17 protein-coding genes are annotated in these 22,377 nt (G+C 47.7%); 13 read left to right on the plus strand and 4 right to left on the minus strand.

What is annotated here, in order from left to right:
* Positions 1–4: 4 nt before the first annotated feature.
* Complete coding sequence (locus AC58VC_RS12995) at positions 5–571, plus strand: peroxiredoxin (RefSeq protein WP_497369190.1); 567 nt, start codon at positions 5–7, stop codon at positions 569–571.
* Positions 572–695: 124 nt separating this feature from the next.
* On the plus strand, positions 696–959 hold the full coding sequence (locus AC58VC_RS13000; RefSeq protein ID WP_497369191.1) for a hypothetical protein: 264 nt from the start codon (positions 696–698) through the stop codon (positions 957–959).
* 65 nt (positions 960–1,024) lie between these two features.
* On the opposite strand, the gene AC58VC_RS13005 is transcribed toward AC58VC_RS13000, so the two are convergent.
* Positions 1,025–2,071, minus strand: coding sequence for a LacI family DNA-binding transcriptional regulator (locus AC58VC_RS13005; RefSeq protein WP_497369192.1), 1,047 nt, complete (start codon positions 2,069–2,071; stop codon positions 1,025–1,027).
* Between the two features lie 218 nt (positions 2,072–2,289).
* On the opposite strand from AC58VC_RS13005, the gene AC58VC_RS13010 reads away from it, so the two are divergent.
* The gene (locus AC58VC_RS13010; protein ID WP_497369193.1) at positions 2,290–5,421 is read left to right on the plus strand and encodes a beta-galactosidase; all 3,132 of its coding nucleotides are present in this window, start codon (positions 2,290–2,292) and stop codon (positions 5,419–5,421) included.
* A 62-nt stretch (positions 5,422–5,483) separates the two neighbouring features.
* On the opposite strand, the gene AC58VC_RS13015 is transcribed toward AC58VC_RS13010, so the two are convergent.
* Complete coding sequence (locus AC58VC_RS13015; protein ID WP_145659828.1) at positions 5,484–5,720, minus strand: AbrB/MazE/SpoVT family DNA-binding domain-containing protein; 237 nt, start codon at positions 5,718–5,720, stop codon at positions 5,484–5,486.
* 264 nt (positions 5,721–5,984) lie between these two features.
* Between AC58VC_RS13015 and AC58VC_RS13020 the strand changes: the two genes are divergently transcribed.
* The 10 genes from AC58VC_RS13020 to AC58VC_RS13065 all read left to right on the plus strand — a co-directional run bounded on the left by AC58VC_RS13020 (position 5,985) and on the right by AC58VC_RS13065 (position 20,572).
* Positions 5,985–7,304, plus strand: a complete 1,320-nt coding sequence (locus AC58VC_RS13020; protein WP_497369194.1) for an ABC transporter substrate-binding protein — start codon at positions 5,985–5,987, stop codon at positions 7,302–7,304.
* Between the two features lie 81 nt (positions 7,305–7,385).
* Positions 7,386–8,177, plus strand: coding sequence for a Nif3-like dinuclear metal center hexameric protein (locus tag AC58VC_RS13025; protein WP_497369195.1), 792 nt, complete (start codon positions 7,386–7,388; stop codon positions 8,175–8,177).
* A gap of 72 nt (positions 8,178–8,249) precedes the next feature.
* Positions 8,250–10,304, plus strand: coding sequence for an alpha-glucuronidase family glycosyl hydrolase (locus AC58VC_RS13030; protein ID WP_497369196.1), 2,055 nt, complete (start codon positions 8,250–8,252; stop codon positions 10,302–10,304).
* A gap of 375 nt (positions 10,305–10,679) precedes the next feature.
* Entirely contained in the window at positions 10,680–11,642 is a 963-nt protein-coding gene (locus AC58VC_RS13035; protein WP_497369197.1) for a carbohydrate ABC transporter permease, read from the plus strand.
* Positions 11,639–12,481, plus strand: coding sequence for a carbohydrate ABC transporter permease (locus AC58VC_RS13040; RefSeq protein ID WP_497369198.1), 843 nt, complete (start codon positions 11,639–11,641; stop codon positions 12,479–12,481). The genes AC58VC_RS13035 and AC58VC_RS13040 overlap by 4 nt, the downstream gene beginning before the upstream one ends.
* A 106-nt stretch (positions 12,482–12,587) precedes the next feature.
* Positions 12,588–14,345: a cache domain-containing sensor histidine kinase gene (locus tag AC58VC_RS13045; RefSeq protein ID WP_497369199.1), complete on the plus strand. Its 1,758-nt coding sequence runs from the start codon at positions 12,588–12,590 to the stop codon at positions 14,343–14,345.
* A 184-nt stretch (positions 14,346–14,529) separates the two neighbouring features.
* Positions 14,530–16,149, plus strand: a complete 1,620-nt coding sequence (locus tag AC58VC_RS13050; protein WP_497369200.1) for a response regulator — start codon at positions 14,530–14,532, stop codon at positions 16,147–16,149.
* 21 nt (positions 16,150–16,170) lie between these two features.
* Positions 16,171–17,238 (plus strand): NAD(P)-dependent alcohol dehydrogenase, encoded by a 1,068-nt coding sequence (locus AC58VC_RS13055; protein ID WP_497369201.1) that lies wholly within the window; start codon positions 16,171–16,173, stop codon positions 17,236–17,238.
* Between the two features lie 21 nt (positions 17,239–17,259).
* The gene (locus AC58VC_RS13060; RefSeq protein ID WP_497369202.1) at positions 17,260–18,348 is read left to right on the plus strand and encodes a Gfo/Idh/MocA family protein; all 1,089 of its coding nucleotides are present in this window, start codon (positions 17,260–17,262) and stop codon (positions 18,346–18,348) included.
* A 16-nt stretch (positions 18,349–18,364) separates the two neighbouring features.
* Complete coding sequence (locus AC58VC_RS13065) at positions 18,365–20,572, plus strand: glycoside hydrolase family 88/105 protein (protein ID WP_497369203.1); 2,208 nt, start codon at positions 18,365–18,367, stop codon at positions 20,570–20,572.
* On the opposite strand, the gene AC58VC_RS13070 is transcribed toward AC58VC_RS13065, so the two are convergent.
* Both AC58VC_RS13070 and AC58VC_RS13075 read right to left on the minus strand, forming a co-directional pair.
* On the minus strand, positions 20,556–21,419 hold the full coding sequence (locus AC58VC_RS13070; protein ID WP_497369204.1) for a transglutaminase family protein: 864 nt from the start codon (positions 21,417–21,419) through the stop codon (positions 20,556–20,558). The genes AC58VC_RS13065 and AC58VC_RS13070 overlap by 17 nt on opposite strands.
* Positions 21,416–22,375, minus strand: coding sequence for an alpha-E domain-containing protein (locus AC58VC_RS13075; RefSeq protein WP_497369205.1), 960 nt, complete (start codon positions 22,373–22,375; stop codon positions 21,416–21,418). The genes AC58VC_RS13070 and AC58VC_RS13075 overlap by 4 nt, the downstream gene beginning before the upstream one ends.
* Between the last annotated feature and the right edge of the window lie 2 nt (positions 22,376–22,377).

Raw genomic sequence — 22,377 nt, forward strand, 5'->3', positions numbered from 1 at the left:
AACCATGACACAATTAACCGTACAACCTTCCCAAACTTTTGCTAAAATAGGACTGCCAGCACCTGATTTTTCACTGCTGTCCACGAAAAATATGGAAACTTTAGAAGAAAAAATTTCACTTGAGGATTACAGAGGAAAATGGCTTGTCTTCTTCTTCTGGCCTTTCGATTTCACATACGTATGTCCAACGGAAATTACAGCTTTCAGCGACAACTATGAGGAGTTCCTGGATTTGGATTGCGAAATCGTAGGAGCATCTGTGGATAGTGTGTACACGCATAGAGCCTGGACACAAACGCCGCGTGATCAAAACGGTATCGGCCCAGTGAAATTCCCGCTAGTTAGCGATTTCTCCAAAGATACAGCACGCGCTTATGGCGTATTGGATGACGAAACAGGCGCGGCTCATCGTGGTTTGTTCATTATCGATCCTGAAGGTGTGCTGCGCTACCAAGTCGTTACAGACATGAACGTTGGACGTTCGGTAGACGAAACGCTGCGTGTGCTTCAAGCGCTTCAAGCCGGAGGACTTTGTCCGGCGAACTGGAAGCCAGGCGATAAAACGCTATAATCTTTAAATGAGAAAGCCCCAATCCGTTAGTTATTCGCGGATTGGGGCTTTCGTGTGCATTCAGGGCTGTATTTGCAGTATAATAGAAAAGCAAATGAGGCGAAGACAGAAAGGTTAGATAATGATGCAGTCCATTTCGGACAAACTATTTATGGGTTCTTTGATTTTATTAATGATTTCCGTTGTGGTCAGCGGAATCGGGTTTCAATTCGTGAATTGGCGCTCACAAGTGACAGATGAGTTAGATGCAGAGACGAAATCTAGTTCTGCCCGGAAGAAGGCAGTCATGGACCGTCAGGATAAGAGCTTAAAGCGTGTGCTTCGTTCCTATTTATTTTGGATCGCAATTGCCGGTATGCTTGTATCCGTCTTACTCTCTCGATTGTAGGCTCTTTTAATACAGAAAAAGGCGTATAGCGGCTCTAGAAGCCAGTAGCTATACGCTTTTTTCATTTAACCCGAATCTCGCGCGATGAAACGTGACGAGAGGATGATTTTCTCAGCTTGTCTTCCTGGGTGCTTGAGTCGATACAGGAGAGTTTCTACCGCTCGAATGCCGAGCGATTCTTTCGCAAGCTCAATTGTGCTAAGAGGCGGATGCGCATAGGCCGAAGCTTCAATGTTATCAATACCGATGACCTTAACTTGGCTCGGAACATCGATACCTTGGCGTTTAAGAATTGGAATAAGCTCTAGTGCAATTTGGTCATTAGCACAAATAATGCCTTGGGGCATGCTCTTGGGAGAAAGAGACATGACTTTGCGCTCAAGGTAGTGAATGACTTGTCGATTCTGATAAGGGATGCTCCATTTCTTCAAAGAGTAGTCCTCATCTGGTTTGGTGTAATCTTCCATGGCCATTCGGCAGCCCCAGAAGCGCTCCTTGAAGCTGACGGCAAATTGATCATCGCCAACGAAAACAAGCCGTTTCAAGCCGGCTGCCAGCAGGCGTTGACAAGCCATTTTACCCGAGTCCAGATTATTATTGAGAACGCAATCCACATCTACGAGAGGCTCGGAATGGTCAATTAATACAAGAGGAATCCCTGTTTGTTGGAGTGAGATGACCGATAACGTAGGAAAAGTTCCTGCCAGAAGATGGCCAGCACAGTGGTCGGGATTCACATACGAAGGAATCTGCAGGTGATCGTTATGATTAGCGGGAACAGGGATGATCAGATGCTCGAAGCCCAGCTCCTTGCTTGCTGCCCCGATCCCCGCGAGAACTTTCCCCCAGAATGGATTATCCTGCTGATAAATAGCCTGAATCCAAACAAGAATGTAAGGCGTATGTTCGTTAGTTTTCATAGATTCATCTTTGAGACTTCCAGAGGTTTGCGGGCCTGATTGGATGAGGTATCCCATGGCTTTCGCCATTTCTTGAATACGAAGCCGGTTTTCCTCGCTTACACCTGATTTGCCGGAAAGCGCCTGGGAAACCGTATATTTAGACAGTCCTAGTCGGTCTGCAATTTGCTGCATCGATACTTTTTTACTCAAGTATTACACCTTCTTACTTTGAAATATCATTTTACATAACAAAACTAACAAACTTCATTGTTGACTAAAAAAGAACTAATGTCAATGTTCTTCAAGGGTATACATAAAAATGAATTGACCTTAAGACAGAAAATGATTACATTAGGTGTGTTGAAATATTCGTTAGCCTAACAGAAATAACAAATCCATAAATGCTCAACACAATGGGAGGTTTTAAAATGGGTGACTGTATAATTTTTTATGATGCAGCGTTTCCTTATGAAGGCACTCGGCCAGACAGCGGGAGTTTAGAAGTATTAGCAAGATATGGCCGCATTGTGGGAGCCGAGGAGTTGGCAGAAGTTCTGCAGCAAGGTACGGCTGATAATTTCCTTCATCTCCATGGTCGTTATTTTCCGAAAGCTGCTTGGGGAGCGGTCATGTCGCATGTTCGCAGAGGGAAAGGCCTTCTTCATCTCGGGAGTGCGCCATTTCGAGTCCCGGTTTATCCAAGTAACGAAGGATGGACGGCTGAAGTGGAGCAAACTGGCTACCATCAGCTTTTGCAGATTCATGAAGTACTTCCTGTCGATCCGGCACCGATTGCCCGTTATGCGGCTCATTCGGATCTGCCGTTGCTTGCTGGCAAAGAGCCGCTATTTCAGGTGCAGCCAACGGTCGGTCTGGCGCTTCACGTCACTCGCGCAGATGATCATCCGGGTCAGATTGGCTCGAGCGGGCCTATGGATGCCCATCTTCTGCCGCTGCTGAAGGGGATTTCTCAAGAAGGACGCGAAGTTGCCGCGCCAATCGTGCTGCTCGAGAACACGAAGGGTGATTTTGCAGGCGGACGCTGGATTTTCGCCAACTTGGTGACGGATGATACCTTCTGGACCCAAGGGGGCGCGCAAGTGTTGGGGGATTTGGCAGCCTTTACGGCGCGAGGTGTAACCGAAATTTGGTTCAAGCCAAATTACGCGTGCTATGATCCCGGTGATCGAGCGGCATTGACCATCCAATTGCAAACGCTTGCCAATCGCGAAAAAGCTGTCTCAGAGAATGCATCGTGGACATTCACTGTTCAGGTGAAGAAAGACGGCGCTTCGGAGCCGCTGTGGTCGACTTCTGTTCATATGGAGGCATCTCGCGAGCTATCATATAAAAAAATGAATGTGCCGGTCGATCTAGAGCCCGGTTATTATACGGCCGTTTGTACAGCCGTTGCCAATACAGGCGAGACTCGTATCTACCAGCAAGGGTTTTGGGGATATGATGCCGAACTGCTCCGCGAAGGAACACCGCTATCCTGCGATCGCGATTATTTCATCAAAGATGGGCGTCCACTGCCGATCGTTGGCATGACATATATGACGAGTGATGTAGCTCGAAAATTTCTTTTTCTGCCTAACGTATCGGTTTGGGACAAGGATATCGCGCAAATGGTCAAAGCAGGGATTAACCTGCTGCGCACAGGGATTTGGTCGGCTTGGCGTCAAATCATGTTCGTCGATGGCCATCCCTATGAAGAAGTGATGCGTGCTATTGATGCCTTCATTCTGACTTGTAAAAAACACAACATTGAAGTCACGTTTAATTTCTTCGCTTTTACACCAGAGCTGTGGGAGGGCGTCAATCCGTACCTGGATCCACGCAGTGTGGAAGCTCAGAAGCGATTTATTTCCGCAATCGTGTCGCGTCATAAAGAAACAACGAATGTCCATTGGGATTTGATCAATGAGCCGTCGATGTTTAACCCGAATAAGCCATTTTCCGGGCCGCAATCCGCGCATGACAAATTTGAGAAGGATGCCTTCACGGCTTGGTTGGAAAACCGGCATGGCGATATTCGCAAGCTGCAGGAGCGCTGGAATATGACGCCAATGGAATTGCCTGATTTTCAGAGTGCAAAACTTCCCGATGTTTCCGAAATGAATATGAAGACGACCGAGATGCTGGAGAAAAAAGGCGGACCATGGCTGGATTATACGTACTTTACGATGGATATGCATAACCGCTGGGCGCGGGAATTAATTGCGACCATTCGCAGCATCAATCCTGCTCATTTGGCTACGGTTGGTCAGGATGAAGGACTAGGTGCACTGCGTCCATCACCATTCTTCTATGCAGAAGCCGTGGACTATACGACGGTTCATACCTGGTGGTTAATGGATCAGTTAGTGTGGGACGGTATTTTCTCCAAAGCGCCGGACAAACCGAGCTTGATTCAAGAAACCGGCATTATGTATATAGAAACGGCTGACGGACGTGCAAAACGCTCGGAACATGAGCTGCGCAATATTCTGGAACGCAAATATGCCTATGCTTTTTCGACAGGTGGGGCAGGCGCTGTGCAGTGGATTTGGAATATTAACTTCTATATGAACAATATTAATGAATCGCACATTGGTGCGCTGCGAGCAGATGGCACAGAGAAACCGGAAGCGGATGTTTCTTACGATTTCGGCGCTTTTATGGGCAGCATTCGCGATTTGTTTGTGGACCGCAAGCTGGAGGAAGTGGTGGCCATATTCCCTTATTCCAATGATTTTTCAACCAGAAGATTGGCTGGCGATGCGACAAGCAAGCTTACGCGTACCTTGGCTTATTCGATGAATGTGCCTTTCCGCGGTATGGGTGAGTACCAGCTTGACGCTTTGGAGCAGAATCCTCCCAAGCTAATGATAGTACCTAGTGCTCACAACTTCAGCGATGAAGCTTTGGAAAAGCTGACTCAGCATGTGCGCATGCATGGTGGAACGCTTTTATTCACAGGACCGCTTGGACTAAATGAATACTGGATGCAGGTAGCGCGTCTGACGGACGTAGTTGGCGAGACAGTGCTGAGCAACATTTTACGCGAAGAAATGATGGTCTTGGACGGCAGTCAGTATCCAGTCTCATTCGGCGGAGCACGAATTTCACATGCGAACAAAGAGATCGCTCTCTCCGAAGGTGAAGGGGAGTACGCAGGGTGGAGTGCTGGGCATGGAGCCGTCCGGCGTTATGCGCTTGGCAAAGGGCAGCTCATCTGGTGTCCGCTGCCGGTTGAACTAAATGAACGCGGTGAAAGCATTGAAGCGTTGTACGAATATGCTTTGGCGGAAGCTGGCGTATCAGAGGAAATGACGTGGGTGAAAGGCGGGCAACTGCCAGGTGTTTACGGGCGTAAGCTAAGCTTTGCCCAAGGTTCATTGTATATTTTCGTGTCGGAGTACAGCGTAGATACAGAGATCGAAGTAAAAGATCCGGGGACAGGCCGCAGCTATGCTTTTGAGCTTGAAACGGAACGTACAGTCATGTTCGCAACAGATCAGGAAGGCGCATTGTCGGCTGTCTATCGCCCGAATCAAGTGGGCGTAGAAGTGAAGTAAATAAAAAAAGCCTCTGTGCCGCAGCAGCTGATAACAGTCAGCTAAGCGGACGGAGGCTTTTTTTAGTTGATTTCATCAACGCAGGAGCTGCAAACCATTTTACCCTTGAAGTAGGTCATATTCTCGAAATTACCGCAGAACACGCATGCGGGCATATACTTTTTGAGTGTGATTCGCTCTGGATCCACATAGACCTCAATCGCGTCTCCAATATCAATGTGCAGCGTACGTCGAAGCTCAATTGGCAAAACGATACGTCCTAACTCGTCAACTTTCCTTACAATCCCCGTTGATCTCATGCTAAACAGCCTCCTAGACATTGTGGGTTTAATCGTTTCATTAATTGATAACTACTATTATTCCACATTTGAACTTGAATTCCTTTTATTTACTTGAAGGTAATATGTTAAACTTTGCATAAGCATCTGAGGTTGCCTATAATGATGATCATTATCGGGCAAATTTAAAATAATTCGTGCATCTCTCTTATATAAAGCATAATCCACTATTGGTACTATAAATGTAAGCAAAACATCACTGACGAAGTAGGGGGATTACACACGATGATTAAATGGAAGCGTTCTCTAGGAGTAGTGTTAGCGACCGCGTTGGCCGGGTCTCTAGTAGCCTGTGCAAACGGCGGCAATACAAATAATAATAATGCAGATTCGCAAAGCACAGCGGCAGCAACAACAGCTGCGGCATCGAATGAACCGGTGAAACTGCGCATTATGTGGTGGGGAGCGACAGTTCGTCACGAGGCAACACTCGCCGCATTGAAATTGTACACGGAAAAGCATCCGAACGTTACTTTTGAGCCTGAATATTCTGGTATTGATGGATATTTGGACAAGCTGTCTACGCAAGCGGCAGCGAATAATGCGCCGGATATTATGCAACTTGATCCAGGCTGGATTTCGGATTGGGCAGGCCGCAATCAATTGGCTCCGCTGACAGGTGTTGATGTGAGCAAAATTGATGCTAAAGTATTGTCCGGTGGTCAATCTGCTGGCAAGCAATATGCTATGCCTTTAGGTTCAGTAGCTTACGGGATGATCTACGATAAAGCTGCCATGGACAAGCTTGGTTTGAAAGCTCCGCAAAATGGTTGGTCATGGGATGATTTCTTCGCGCTCGCGAAGGAAGCGAAAACGAAGCTGCCAGAAGGTCAATACTTCACAAAGGATTATGCCGGTGACTATTTCGCTTACTCCGCATTCCAATACGCGAAAGGCAAGGGCATGGTCGTATCTGATACGGGGAAATTCAATGTTGATCAGGCTACTTTCTTAGAGTGGACGCGTAATTTTGACGAGATGCGGAAAAATGGCATTGTGCCGCCTGCGGATGTGAACTCCTCGGATAAAGAGTTTGATCCGAAAATGGATTTGATGGTTAGCGGTAAAATTTTGTTCCGTATGGGCTTTTCCAGCAACTACGGATCATGGGATAGCTTGAAAAAAGGTGCATATGCCCTTGTTACAATGCCTCGTACTGTTGAAGCTGGCGGCTGGTTGAAACCATCCTTGTACTTGGGTGTTTCCGCAACATCCAAGAAAGCGGAAGAGGCGAAAAAATTCGTGGATTGGTTCGTCAACGATCCGGAAGCGTCCAAAATTTTGACAACCGTACGTGGTTTGCCAGTTAACAAAGAAATTGCTGCCTCACTGGAGTCCAGCATGAGCGATGTTGACAAAATCGGATCTGCGCTCCTGCATGCAACCGAAAAAGACGGTCAAACTTGGAATCCAGGCGTCAAAGGTTGGACGAATTACATCGACAAGGATTGGCCGCTTGTTCGCGATCAACTTAGCTTTGGGAAATCGACACCAGAGAAAGCTTTTGAACAATTGAAAGTGGCTGCACAAGCATACGAAAAATAAGGCAAAACGAGGCCGGAGCATGCCTGTTCCGGCTCTTGCTGTTTTACTGTGCAACTCGGAAGAGGAAGGAGGTTTATGGTTATGGCGATTCGTGTTCAGGATATCCTGAATCAGTTAATCGAGCTGGTTGGACGGCTAGATGTGACGGTTGACACACTGAAGTCGGGTGATCCGTCGATGGAAGTGAAGGGTATTGCAACCACGTTCATGGCAACACATCGTGTGATTCAAAAGGCTATCGATAGGGGTGTGAATTTGCTCATAACACATGAAGGCACATTTTATCATCATCATGACCAGACTTCACATCTTGTGGATGATCCGGTTTATCAAGCAAAGCAAAAGTTGATCGAGGAATCTGGGATTGCGATCTTCCGGTTCCACGATTATTGGCATCGATATCGGCCGGATGGTATCATGACTGGCTTAATTCAAGCCTTGGATTGGACGCCTTTTGTAACGGAGAATAGACCTGCTGCTTCGTTGCTGACAGTTCCGCCAATGACGGTGAAGGAGCTTGCCTTGTATGTGAAAAATAAGCTGGGTATCTCTTTTGTTCGAGTTGCCGGAGATGAGTCAATGACTTGCACGCGCATTGGGCTGCTTGCGGGGTACAGAGGCGGAGGAGGGGTGGCCATTCCTCTTTTTCAGGAAGGTGTTGACGTGATCATCGCAGGGGAAGGCCCAGAATGGGAGACGCCCGAATATGTGCGTGACGCTGTGCACCAAGGCAGGAACAAAGCTTTCATTGCACTCGGACATGCTGAAAGCGAAGAGCCGGGAATGCAGTATTTGGCGGAGATGATGGGGGCTTTATTTCCTAGACTGCCCGTGCATTTCATATCGGAAGAACAGGTTTTTCGATCGATTTGATGGGCGCAGAGCACACATGCAATCCTTTTAATAATAGGAAACAATCATTACAGGGAGAGGAAGATTTTTCTCATGAGCGATACAACGACACAACAAACTGGCTACCAGGCGTGGCTTGAATATCATACAATAACACCTGGCGAATTAGTTGAGCAATATGCGGTGTACAGCGGAATAGTTTGTACGGAAAAGGATGAAGTGATTCAGTCGGCTGTCCTGGAACTATCCCGCGGCATCAGCAAGATGCTGGGTAAGGAGATTGGCGAAGGTAGAGCTGTTATTGCGCTAGGCACATTTGGCGGAGGTAATGCGCTGGTAGATCGCGCATTTGGCGAAGAGACTCGATCAGCTGTTGTGCATGAAGGGTTCGCGATCAAAACGGATCAAGCGAGCGGAAATATAGTAGTCGGTGCTTCATCGGCATCTGGTGTTCTGTATGGCGTCTTTCATTTACTTCGACTTTTCAGCACTCATCAATCAGTGAAAGAGTTAAATGTTGTTGAAAATCCAGTGAACATGCTGCGCATGATCAATCAATGGGATAATATTGATGGTAGTATTGAGCGGGGCTACGCAGGCAAGTCGATTTTCTTTGAAAACAACCGCATTACAGCGGATTTGACACGCGTTCGCGATTATGCGAGACTGCTGGCTTCTTCGGGACTAAATGCGATTTCCATCAATAATGTGAATGTTCATCAGTGGGAAACAAAATTCTTGACTGAAGAGTACCTGCCGGATGTTGCTAGGGTAGCAGGTGTATTCCGTTCATACGGCATCAAGCTGTTCTTGAGCGTCAACTATGCCAGTCCGTTAGAAATTGGCGGTCTATCGACGGCCGATCCGCTTGATCCTGCTGTACGCGAATGGTGGCGTGTTAAAGCAGCTGAAGTGTACGCCGCGATTCCGGATTTCGGCGGCTTCCTGGTGAAGGCGGATTCGGAGAATCGCCCAGGTCCGTTTACGTATGACCGCGATCATGCGGACGGCTCGAATATGCTGGCGGAGGCGCTTGAGCCTTATGGCGGCATTGTGATTTGGCGCTGCTTCGTATACAACTGCAAGCAGGATTGGCGTGACCGGGCGACCGATCGGGCACGGGCGGCGTATGATCATTTTAAACCGCTGGATGGAAGATTCATGGATAATGTCATTCTGCAGGTGAAGAATGGCCCGATGGATTTTCAAGTGAGAGAGCCTGTTTCTCCGCTGATTGGAGCCATGGACACGACGAATCAAATGATCGAATTCCAGATTACACAGGAATATACCGGTCAGCAGCGCCATTTGTGCTATCTTGTTCCACAGTGGAAAGAAGTACTTGATTTTGAAACGTATGCACGGGGTGAAGGATCGAGCGTTAAACGTATTGTCGATGGCTCTTTGCACGGCAATCGATTAAGCGGTTTTGCTGCCGTCTCCAATATCGGCAACGATGTCAATTGGACGGGTCATTTGTTGGCGCAAGCGAACCTGTATGGCTACGGCCGGTTGGCGTGGAATCCAGAGCTGTCCTCTGAGGCGATTGCGGAGGAGTGGATTCGCATGACATTAGGCGGGGATAAGAAGCTGGTCAGTGTGGTTCTGGGCATGCTCATGGACTCATGGAGCATTTATGAAGCGTATACGTCGCCGCTTGGTGTAGGCTGGATGGTGAATCCAGACCATCACTACGGTCCGAACGTAGACGGCTACGAGTATTCGAAGTGGGGGACGTACCACTTTGCGGATTGTCATGGCATTGGTGTCGATCGAACGAAGGCGACAGGCACAGGGTATGCTGCGCAGTACAAAGGCAAGAACTACGACACGTACGAGTCGGTCGAAAACTGCCCGGATGAGCTGCTGCTATTTTTCCATCACGTGCCGTATACGCATGTACTGCACTCGGGCCAAACCGTGATTCAGCATATTTATAACACGCACTTTGAAGGTGTGGAGCGGGCTGAGCAGCTGGTGGCTAAGTGGGCTAGCCTGGAAGGAAGCGTTGGCGAACTGGTGCATAAGCACGTAGCGGATCGCCTTGCAGAGCAGGCTGCCCATGCGAAAGAATGGCGCGATATGATCAACACGTATTTCTTGCGCAAAAGCGGCATTGCTGATGCGTTGGGGAGAAAGATTTATTGAGAGCGGAATCCACAATGTCGTGAAGCAGTTATAGTTGTTGCCAATAAGAGTCCCTCGGGATTCTTATTTCATGAAGACAGCTACTTTTGGGCGAAATAGGAGACGTTGGAGGCTCTTATTTCGAGCATATGAGCGTGAAGCGACCATAGTTGTTTCTAATAAGAGTCCCTCGGGACTCTTATTTCATGAAGACAGCTACTTTTGAGTGATATAGGAGATGTTGGAGGCTCTTATTTCGGAGGATATGAGCGTGAAGCCCCCCTCTTTTCGGGATATTTTAAAAGAATTCGATGATTCCTCTCATTTAGAACCTGACGCGCAGCCTTTATACTTGAGGTATACAAGTAATCAGACTAACTGCAGAGGTGAACTTACATGAATCGTTCCATATCCGTTGCCGTGAAAGCCGCTGCGAGCACGAAGAAACGCCGTTCTTTCCTAAGTCGCTGGGACGCGCCAATTGCGGGATATTTATTTATTTTACCGTGGTTGCTAGGATTTTTTGGGCTTACTGCGTATCCCATGTTCTTATCGTTGTACTATTCCTTTACTGACTATACGCTGATGGAACCTATCAGTTGGGTCGGATTTCATAACTATGAGAAAATCTTTACGGCAGACGCGAAGTTTCTGCAATCCGTAAAAATCACGTTCCTCTACGTGCTCGCCTCCGTACCTTTGAAGCTAGCGGCGGCTTTACTAGTCGCATTACTGCTGAACAAAGCGATGAGAGGGATCTCCGCTTATCGTACGGCGATCTATTTTCCATCGCTGATTGGGGGCAGTATCGCGGTATCCTTGCTGTGGCGGAACATTTTCGGCGTCGATGGTATTTTCAATGAAATCCTGGCGAAGTTCGGGATTCAAGGAATTGGCTGGATTACTAATCCGAGTACGGCCTTGTGGACACTTATTTTATTAACCGTATGGCAATTCGGATCTTCGATGGTTATTTTCTTAGCTGGACTCAAGCAAATTCCGAATGACCTATACGAAGCTTCTGGCGTGGACGGAGCGAACCGGCTTGTGCAATTTTTTAAGATTACGCTTCCGATGCTCTCACCGACTTTATATTTTAACCTGATTATGGGTGTTATTAGCGCGTTTCAAATGTTCACCTCGGCTTACGTCATTACAAATGGCGGTCCAATGAACTCGACATACGTCTATGCCATGTACTTATACGAAAGGGCCTTCAGCCGTTACCAATTAGGGTACTCTTCTGCGCTGGCCTGGATTATGCTCATCATGATTGTTATCGTGGCGGCTATTATTGCAGGTACCTCTAAATATTGGGTATTTTATGAAGCCGATACAGGAGGTAAAAAGAGCAAATGACGATCAAATGGAATCAAGCTGTCCGTCACCTATTCATGATTGCCTTCAGCATATTGATGGCTTATCCAGTCCTTTGGTGGATCGGCGCATCGCTCAAATCCAATAGTGAATTGAGCTCGCCGAACCTATTTCCTTCCTCACCGCAATGGAGCAATTTTGTAAAAGGTTGGAATTCGGTTCCAGGACATTCGTTCACCGACTTTTATCTCAACACGTTCGGACTAGAAATTGCCGTTCTTGCTGTAACTTTGATCTCCAGCACGCTTGTCGCATTCGGTTTCGGAAGGCTGAATTTCCCGCTAAAAACCTTCTGGTTCTCGCTCCTTATGGTCACGCTGATGCTACCTGGGCAAGTGCTCATTATTCCGCAGTATGCAATGTTCCATCAGTTGGGCTGGGTAAACACATATTTGCCGTTTATTGTGCCTCATTTGCTAGCTAGCGGTGCGGGTGGAACGTTCTTCGTCTTCCTGCTCATCCAATTCGTCCGCGGTATTCCCAAAGAACTGGATGAGTCTGCGAAAATAGACGGCTGCTCTTGGTTCGGTATTTATTGGCGAATTGTGATGCCACTTACGAAACCGGCGATTGTTACGGTCATGATTTTCTGCTTCCTTTGGAACTGGGATGATTTCTTGGGGCATCTGCTCTATATTAACTCGGTTGATAAGTACACCGTTGGTCTGGCTCTTCGGATGATTAATGATTCCCAGTCCGGTCAGGAGTGGGGACAGCTGCTGGCAATGTCGCTTGTATCGATTGTGCCAGCGACACTGGTCTTTATGTTCCTTCAGAAGTACTTTGTCGAAGGGATTGCAACGACGGGCATTAAAGGATAAGATGAAAAACAAATAAGGAATTCATAGAACGGTAAAGCGGCGAAGCAGTTTCGTTGTTTTACCGTTTCTTTCGCCTAATCGGATACTTAATGGGAGCGAAGACAGCATGACGAATCCTTTCAAAAAGTTTAGAATCGACCACCTGTTTTTCCGCAGTTTTGCTGGATTTATTATTGTTGTTTTGGCTTGCAGCGTATGGGCGAGTTACAGCATTTCATCCAGAGAGATTGCTCAAACGACGTTTCAATATCAGCAAAAGCTGCTCGATGAGCTGAATAACGAAATCACGACAAGGCTTGTTACTATTGAACAAATCTCTCTATCTACGTCGCGCGACAACGAGCTCATCACCTTCCTGGTGAATAAGCAGGACGAGTTCGACCGCTATCGGCGATCTATGAGCGTTGAGAAGGCGCTCGCGAACCTGACGTATTCGATCCCGCTCATCCAAGGGATTGATTTGTATATGAACAAACCTCTCCAAGGTGATGCCAAAAGCTATATACAGTTCCGGGATATGGCGGATTTGGATAAGCAGTCTTGGGCGGAGCTGCTGACAGGGAATGATTTTACATGGTCAATTGAGCATCTAATTCCGAGCTTTCAAGGCGATGTACCCGTCCTGAGCTTTGCCAGAAAAATCGTGTATGACGACAAATACTTAGGTGTGTTGGTCATCCACGTGAAAGCGGATCAGATTAGAAGCTTGCTGGCGGGCCATTCTTCGGAAACGAATCGGATCATGATTGATTCACGAGGAGAGCAGTTTCTGAAGATCGGCCAGATACCGGATCATAATGAGCTGTCCAAATGGATGGAAAGCGATGCGAAACAGAAGCAGTCGGGCTTCTTACGTACCAAGGGCAGTAGTGAAGCGGGCGATTCCCTCTTGGTTTATTCGAAATTACTCGACTCTACCTGGACGTTGGTTGAAATCACGCCTTGGAAGCAAATTACCGCCGGCAGTTTCAGGCTGGCCGAAGTTATCGGCATCATTGGCATTGCGGCTGTCCTGCTTACGCTGATTTTAACGCACTTTTTGAGTCGCCAGTTCACGAAGCCCATCAAAAAGCTCGTGAGTGCAATGGGTGTCTATTCCGTTGGCGGCAATAATGTGGAGCTTCCGGTCGATTATCAAAATGAGTTCGGTTATTTGTTCGCCGGATACCGCAAACAGAATGAACGAATCGAGGAATTATATCTCTCCTTGCAGAGCAGATACGAACAGCAGCGCAAGGCGGAAATTGAGGCGCTTCAGGCGAATATTAACCCGCATTTCCTCTACAATACACTGGATCAGTTGAATTGGATGGCCATCGAAGCGGGGCAGGATGAGATTAGCCGTATTTTGGAGCTAATGGGGCGCATGTTTCGGATTGGCCTTTCGAATGGGGACAGCTTTATTACGATCGGCGAGGAGCTTATGCACATTGAGTGTTATTTGGAAATTCAGCAGCTCAGGTGGAGAACGGGACTCGAGTATGGCATCGAGGCGTCTGCGGATATCCGCAAGCTGTTCATCCCGAAGCTGACACTGCAGCCATTTGTAGAAAATGCGATCGTTCATGGCTTTAACTCGCGCAGTCAAGGGTACATTCATATTCGACTGCTGGACACGCTGGATCGTATTCAAATTATAATAGATGACAATGGAGTGGGGCTTCAGCAAGTGGTGGAAAAGAAACATAAACGCCATACAGGCGGTTATGGTATTCGCAATGTCAGGGAGCGGATAGCGGGATATTTCGGTGGCGAGTATGGCATTACACTGCAGGATCGGCCAGAAGGAGGAACGCGCGTTATCATTGTGCTTCCCCATCTGATCCAGCCACCCGTGAAGGATCAGCTAGAGAAGGCGGAGTAGTTCGTTGTATTTTATAATAAATCGTGCTTTCCTCTTATTTCAAAGTTGGGCTTGGATTGATAGTATAAAGGTATGTTATCAAATAGGAATAATTAAGCCTGGAACTTAAGCCTGTTCCGGGCCAATGTTATATGACATAGCGGTTATAAATTGAACAAAGGTTGAAGTTAAGGAGGCAGGCGTTGTGTGGAAGATCGCTATCATTGACGATGAACGCCAGGTTCTTCAAGGGATGAAACGAGCTATACCTTGGGATGAGCTTGACGCAGAGTGGGTTGGGGAAGCGCTCAACGGACAGGATGGATTGGAGCTCATTCGAACGGCTGCCCCGGATATTGTCATTACGGATATCTATATGCCGGTCATGAATGGCCTTGATATGATTGAGCAGCTAAGAAAAGAAGGCTTTTGCGGGAAAATTATTATTTTGAGCGGATATTCAGATTTTGAGCATGCGAGGCAGGCGCTTAGGTGCAATGTTAGTGATTATTTATCTAAGCCAATCAGCGTACCTACGTTAAAAACGATTCTTGGAAAGGCCATCGGAGAGCTGATGGAAGAAGAAGAGAAGCGGATTAAGCAGGACGAGCTTCAACAGAAATTAATGCTATACGAGCCTTTTATTGAAAAAGAATGGGTGAAGTCCGCGGTTGCCGGAACCCTGGACAGCTCCTATCGGAATGAGGATCGGCTTCCGGAGCCTTACCGCTTTTGGTGTGGGAGCAAACATGTGGTCATTGGCATCGACCTGATTCGTGACGTTCGCTCATCGAACCTGTCGCTGCCAGATTGGAGCCTGTTCCGTTTTGCGATTAGCAATGTCGTCTGTGAAGTGGCGCGCGAGGCTTTTCCAGCAATTGAATATGTGGAGCTTCATGGAACTAGGGCGGTACTCATTCTGCATCCCAAAGCTGACAGTTCACAGCAAGAACTGGAGCAGAAGCTTAGTAAGCTGGGGATCAGGCTCATCGATTGCGTCAAAAGTTATTTGAAGCTGGTCATTCGTGTCGGCATCGGTGGCACCAAAGAAGAGTGGACAGAAATGCCGGATTCGACGGAGGAAGCGTTCCAAGCGATTGATTTGCGGGATCGTCGCGTGAATTCGGCCTATGATTTATTTGTCTATAGCGAGGAAATGAGAAATGATCAGGGTACGCTTGTGATGCGGCCGGCCAAATTTTATTTTGAATTAGCTGGTGCTATGAAAGCTTCTCAGGAATCGCAGGCTCAGCAGCTTGTGGCGCAGTATATCCAGCAGTTGAAGGAACAAAAAGGGATAACACCGGATTACGTGCAAATGCTGGCGGGGGAGCTATGGGGCATTTTTGCTTATTGTCTCTACGAGGTGGGCATGGTGCTCGACGATATTTTCCCGAATGATCAGATAGTGAAAGAAATGGTCGGATTGACTTTACCGGGGCAATTGGCGGAATGGTTGACTGCCAAAATATCCATTATTTTCAGCAGCAGGCAATGGAAAGGTAACAGTAAACACAGACAAGCTGTTGATTTCATGACACAATATATTCATGAGCATTACGCGGATGATATGACGCTTGCTGATCTGTCGGATAAGGTGTATATCTCGCGAAATCATTTGTCGATCATTTTCAAAAATATGACCGGTGAAACGTTCAATACCTACTTAACGCGCGTGCGTATTGAAAAAGCTAGGGAACTGCTGCTCGAAAGGAATATGCTTGTTTATGAAGTGGCAGAGCGTGTGGGCTACAAAAACGTGCCCTATTTCAGCACACTTTTCAAAAAATTTACTGGCATGAATCCGACAGAACTGATTAAATAATGGTCGAGGGAGAGAGAAGAAATGGTTGGACAACTACCTGCAAAAATGAAAGCGGCTGTCATGACGAAGCCAGGAACAATCGTGATCGAGGAGCGTCCGGTCCCGCAAGTTGACGCGAGTGAAGTATTGGTCAAAGTGATGGCTGTTGGTGTTTGCGGTTCGGATGTTCATTATTTTGAAAATGGCAGAATTGGCCGCTATGTGGTCGAGAAGCCGATTATTCTTGGGCACGAATGTGCGGGCGTTATTGTGGCTGCAGGGGCTTCGGTGACTAACGTGAGCCTTGGCGACCGTGTTGCCATCGAGCCAGGCGTTACTTGCGGGCACTGCCAGGCTTGCAAGGAAGGCCGATATAATTTGTGTCCAGATGTGCAATTCCTGGCGACTCCGCCAGTGGATGGTGCCTTCGTTCAATATATGAAAATCCGCGCGGACATGGTATTTGCCATTCCGGAACATTTGTCCTTCGAGGCAGCGGCGCTCAATGAACCTTTCTCTGTTGGCATTCATGCGGCTAAGCGCTGCAATCTTCAGCCTGGCTCTACGGTTGCCATCATGGGCATGGGGCCGGTGGGCTTAATGGCCGTTGCTGCAGCTAAATCGTTCGGCGCGAGCCGTATTATCGTCACTGACTTGGAACAGGTGCGCTTGGATGCTGCCAAACGTATGGGCGCGACGGACGTCATCAATGTGAAGGAAACCGACGCTGTGCAGCGAATTAAGGAGCTGACGGATGGGTTTGGTGCGGATGCCGCTTGGGAGACAGCGGGCAATCCGAGAGCTTTGCAATCTGCGCTCTATTCCTTGCGCCGCGGCGGTAAGCTTGTGATCGTGGGCTTGCCGGCACAGGATGAAATTGCCCTTAACGTCCCATTCATCGCTGACAATGAGATTGATATTTATGGTGTTTTCCGGTATGCCAATACGTACCCGACAGGCATTAAATTTCTTGCCGGAGATGGGATTGATGCGTTGGCGCTCATTACAGACCGCTATCCGCTTGAGCAGACGCAAGATGCGTTGGAGCGAGCGATTCATAATAAAAGCGGAAGTTTAAAGGTCATGGTCTATCCGAACGAAATCCTATAAACGTAGAATGGGGAGGTAGTTATGATGAAACCAGTGAAATTCAGCTTGATCGGTGGTGCCGGCTTTCGCGCGCAATATTTTCTGCGAATTGCGCAGGCGCTTCCTGAGCGGTTTGAAATTAGCGGCATGGTTGTCAGAAGTGAAGAGAAAGGCAAGGAAATGGAAGTGAAGTGGGGGACAGCGACATATCGATCGCTTGAACAGCTTTTAGAAAACGAACATCCAGATTTTGTCGTCGTGTCCGTCTCTCCTTCACAAAGCTTAGACTACCTTCTGACGTTGGCGGAGCGGGGGATCCCCGCTTTGTTGGAAACGCCACCAGCCCCTGATTTGGGAGGACTTCAGCTACTGCATGAACGATTAACCCTTAAGGGTGCTCGTGTTCAGGTAGCGGAGCAGTACCACTTTCATCCAGCTCAGCAAGCGCGATTGGAACTTATTCGTACAGGGCAGTTGGGTAAGATTACGGAAACAACGGTTTCCATCTCACAAACGTACCATGCCGTCAGCTTAATTCGGAAAATGCTAGGGGTCAACTTCGAAGATGTTCGCATTAAGGCAATGCGTTTTCAGTCAGAATGGGTTCAAGGTCCAAATCGCAGCGGTCCGCCAACGGAAGATAAACTCATTCCTTTACAGAGAGATCTGGCTTGGCTGGATTTTGGCGATCGTCTAGGCATTTATGATTTTACGAAAGACCAGCACCGCTCATGGACACGTTCCAATCATTTGTCCGTTAGAGGAGAACGCGGGGAAATTTTCGATAATCGGGTTCTGATCCAGCAGGAATCATGTACAGAGCTTCGCATGGAGCTGCAGCGCATGAACAGAGGTGAGCTGGAAAATGCAGAAGGATATTACCTGAAAGGCATTCTCTGTGGTGATAAATGGGTCTACGAGAATCCGTTCGCGCCAGCAAGGTTATACGATGACGAAATTGCTATTGCGACATGCCTGCAGAAAATGGCCGAGTACGCCTTTGGCGGGCCTAGCTTCTATAGCCTTGAAGAGGCTTCGCAGGACCATTATCTCGGGATGATGATCGAGAAAGCTATTTCAAGCGGAGAAACAATCACGACAGAGCCCCAGTGTTGGGTGCCTAAATCATAAGTGAGGAGCAAGCTGGATGCCTACCTATTTCCCCTATGAAGCGAGCTTAGCTAACAAATTGAATGACAACATCCCGGAAGCGCTCGAGACGGTTGCTAATCGGTATATGGCGAATAATCCGGCTTATCCTTTTCAAATGAGAGCCTTTCATGAGAACGGTTTCATCCAAACGAAGAAAGGTTTGTATGATCTGGATTTGAATGCCAAATTCCCTGCTGCTAAGCTTGGGCAAATCGGATATGTCTATGCCATGTTATGGAGCGACGAAGAAGCAGAGTGTCATCTATCCATGCGTGTGGAGTCGCCAACAAGCCTTTATATCAATGGCAAGCAAAGCTATCGTTCGAGTATCGGGGAGGAAAGAGACAGCGGTCTCCGCACTACGTTAGTTACCCCCTTGCTGCAAGGCTGGAACAGCTTTCTTGTCAAAATAAGAAAGTCCCCGACAGGCTTCGGATGTAAGCTTGGATCGACCAGCAGCAAATGGGCGCCACTTCATTTCATGTCTCCTTTTGCCGGGAGACGAGGTCAAGCGGGTTGGATTTATTCGGATTTAAGTGATGTGGATGTGCTCTCTGAAGGAAACGAGCTCTCCCCTCTCCAAGCCGAGGAAAGCACGGGAATTAACTGGTATCCTACGCAAAATAACGGGCATACAGCTCTTCCTAATAATGATGGATGTACCCATCTTTTCGGGCGTGATTCAGGTAAGGTAGCTTACGCATGGACCAAGCTGATTATACGTGAAACTGGCGGAACAGTTTGCACGCTTAGAGGTAAGGCAGCCGGTGGAACTCGAATTTGGGTCAATGATCGTGAACTGCTGAGCCAGCTTGTAGAAGGTGATATTCATATTGAATGGCAAGCAGCCTATGGTTCTTATGATTTGGTAGTGGAGTCATGGGCCGGCGAACACCATTGGGGCTTTACGCTTGAGGCGCTTATGGGCGAAACACGTTGTGACTTAAGCCTTCCGTATCCTGTGCAAGGGGCTTCCGGCAAATGGATGTATCTTGGTCCATTTGAAGATTCCTTACTTACCGCCCCAAGCGAGATAACGGATCTGCAGAAACTATTTGCCAACCGTGAAGGCGGAGTGTATTGGAAGCTCGAAAGTGCGGGGTTATGCGTAAGGCCTTACTTGGAAAATAAGCTTTTCGGAAGATGGAACTATCATCTTGGCGTTACCTTAAACGGATTGCTGCGCACCAGCAAGCTGCTAGGACGTGAAGATATTCGGAAGTATGTCGCGAAGCATATCGATCAATGCGTAAATATGTACGAATACTCGCTTTTTGATCGTGATAAGTATGGGTATCAATCCCTCAACCAGCAGCTCGTCGAGTTGGATTCTTTGGACGATTGCGGTGCTTTTGGAGCTGCCATTCTGGAGTTATACAGCCAGACGCAGGACCGGGCCTACTTGCCACTGCTCAAAATCATTGCGGATTATATTGAAAATGAGCAAATGCGAAGAGAAGACGGGGCATTTTATCGCGGGGATGATACGATGTGGGCGGATGATTTGTACATGAGTACGCCTTTCCTAGCGGGCTATTACAAGCTTACCAGTGATCTCACATACATCGACGATGCAGCTAAGCAATTCCTTTTGTTCAAAAAGTATCTCTACATGCCGGAACTTCAAATTATGTCCCATGTGTACGATTTCAAACATGAGACACCGACGTATGTGCCATGGGGTCGTGGAAACGGGTGGGTGTTGTTCTCCCTTGCTGAGGTGCTCGAAGCATTGCCAGTTGATCATGTAGATCGGGAACCACTGCTTGTTTTCTACCGAGAACTATGCGAAGGTTACCTTCGTTTGCAGGGAGCTAATGGTTTATGGCACCAAGTGCTGACCGACGCTGAATCTTACGAGGAGACCTCTTGTACAGCCATGTTCATATATGGCTTTGCAAAAGGGGTGCGCCACGGTTGGCTGCTTGCGTCAGACCCCTACATAGCTGCTGTTCATCAGGCATGGCAGGGTCTAACCAGCCACAGTGTGGACGAGCTGGGCAACGTACACGGTGTATGCCGAGGATCGAACTTCTCATTCACGGAGGCTTACTACAAATACGATCTCCTCTGGGTCGAGAACGATACACATGGAACGGGGATCGTGATGCTAGCCGGAGATGAAGTGCGAAAAATGTTCGATCTTCTGGCAAAGGAAATCTATTCATCTCCTATTTCAGAGAAACTTACTCAATCAGTTTGACGTCTACAATGACTTCAAGGTCTTGCCCGCCGCCCCCACGATATACCCCTTTGACAGGAACAATATCATTGTAGTCGCGACCATGCCCTAACTTGATATAGCGCCAATTGACCTCGCAGTCGTTGGTGGGGTCATACCCAAACCAACCGCTGCCTGGGATCAGGCATTCAACCCAAGCATGGGAGGCTTGCGTAAATTCAGTGCTGCCTCCTTGCAAATCGCCGACAAAGTGATAGCCGCTCACATATCTTGCTGGTATGCCCTTATCCCGGCAAACGGCGATCATCAAATGCGAATAGTCCTGGCATACGCCTCGCCTAAGCTTCAACATTTCACCTACTGTGGTCTGTACGGACGTAGCAGAGGGATCATACGTGAAATCGCGATGAATCGTTGTATTGATGGTACTTAGCAAGTCATATAAGGAAATGTGTTGATCGTTAATGGCATCGGAATAGGTCTTGATTTCGTTTGTGAGCCCTGTATAACTTGTAGGCAGTAAGTATTCAGCATATTCATTTTGGAAATCATCACTGAGCCGCAGCGCCTTCTCCTCATAAGGAGAGAGTGCTGCACTCGGGATGTTATCGTTATCGTGCGTCACAACGGTAGATCTCATTTTGATGGTGAGATCACGATGGATTTTATTCACGGTGAAGGCATGCACCCGGTTATGGAAGTAATCCGAATACGTAAAAAAGGCAGATACAGGTTCGGTGGTAATACTGTGTTGATAGCAGGATTGCCGGTTGTCCGTCAGTGGTGTTAAACGAATTTCATTGACACTGTCCTGCGCCGTATCTCTGTAGGAATAACGTGTGATATGCGTAATCTCCAGCTTCTTCATGCGATGACCTCCTCCCTGGAGGGAAAAAAGACTTTGGACATCCGCATGCCCATCAGGTTGCACGATTCACGGAGAGCCTGTAAGGTCATTTCCAATTTACCGGATAAAATATCTTCCTCATCCATGCAGGCCAGGTTAGCTTTCACTTTACCTGCCAGCTTGGCTAGTTTGTGTACCGTCATGTTCAATTCGGGATCTTCGAGCTGGATGCTCTTTAAGGAACGTTCCAATGCTTGAAATGAGTAGCTGATTGATCTTGGAAAAGCCTCGTGCAGCATCAGGAATTTGATAATGTTGGTTAGGTTAACCGTATCCGCATACTCTCTACGGAACGATTCATAACCGCTGACTGATTTGAGAACAGAGAGCATAAGCGGGTAGGAGGACATTTCCTCTTTGGCATAATCCTGGCATAAGGATTGCAGCAAGCGAAGCAAATTTTCTGCACGCTCCAAATATCGTCCTGCTTCTATGAAATGCCATTCATTTTGGCGCGGCATGACAGAGGTGGCGGCCCCGTGAAACATCGATAAATTGTCACGGACAAATCGATAAAATAAATGCGGTGAATCACTCGTGATATCGCGGACATCTTTTTCTTTTAGCCACAAATATAACCCATTCATGATATCCCACAGCTCTGCTGGCATCTTCTCGCGAATATTGCGAAGATTGGTCCTCGCATGATTAGTGCAGGCGAGCAAAGAGTTCACATTATTTTTATCAAGTGTAATGTATTGAAGGACGTACTGCTCCGTGCAGCTGCTATATTGCTCGTTAAAAACAGCCCTATCGCCGATTGTATCGATTAACCGGCTCCAAATTTGACCGCTGCTGCTCTCCCGTTCTTCGCGGATATGATAATACACATCAATTAACCTCGCGTGATTCTCTGTTCTTTCCGTATACCGACCAATCCAGAATAAAGCTTCCGCTGTTCGTCCCATCATCACCATGC

This window comes from Paenibacillus sp. J22R67 (genome assembly GCF_059692175.1).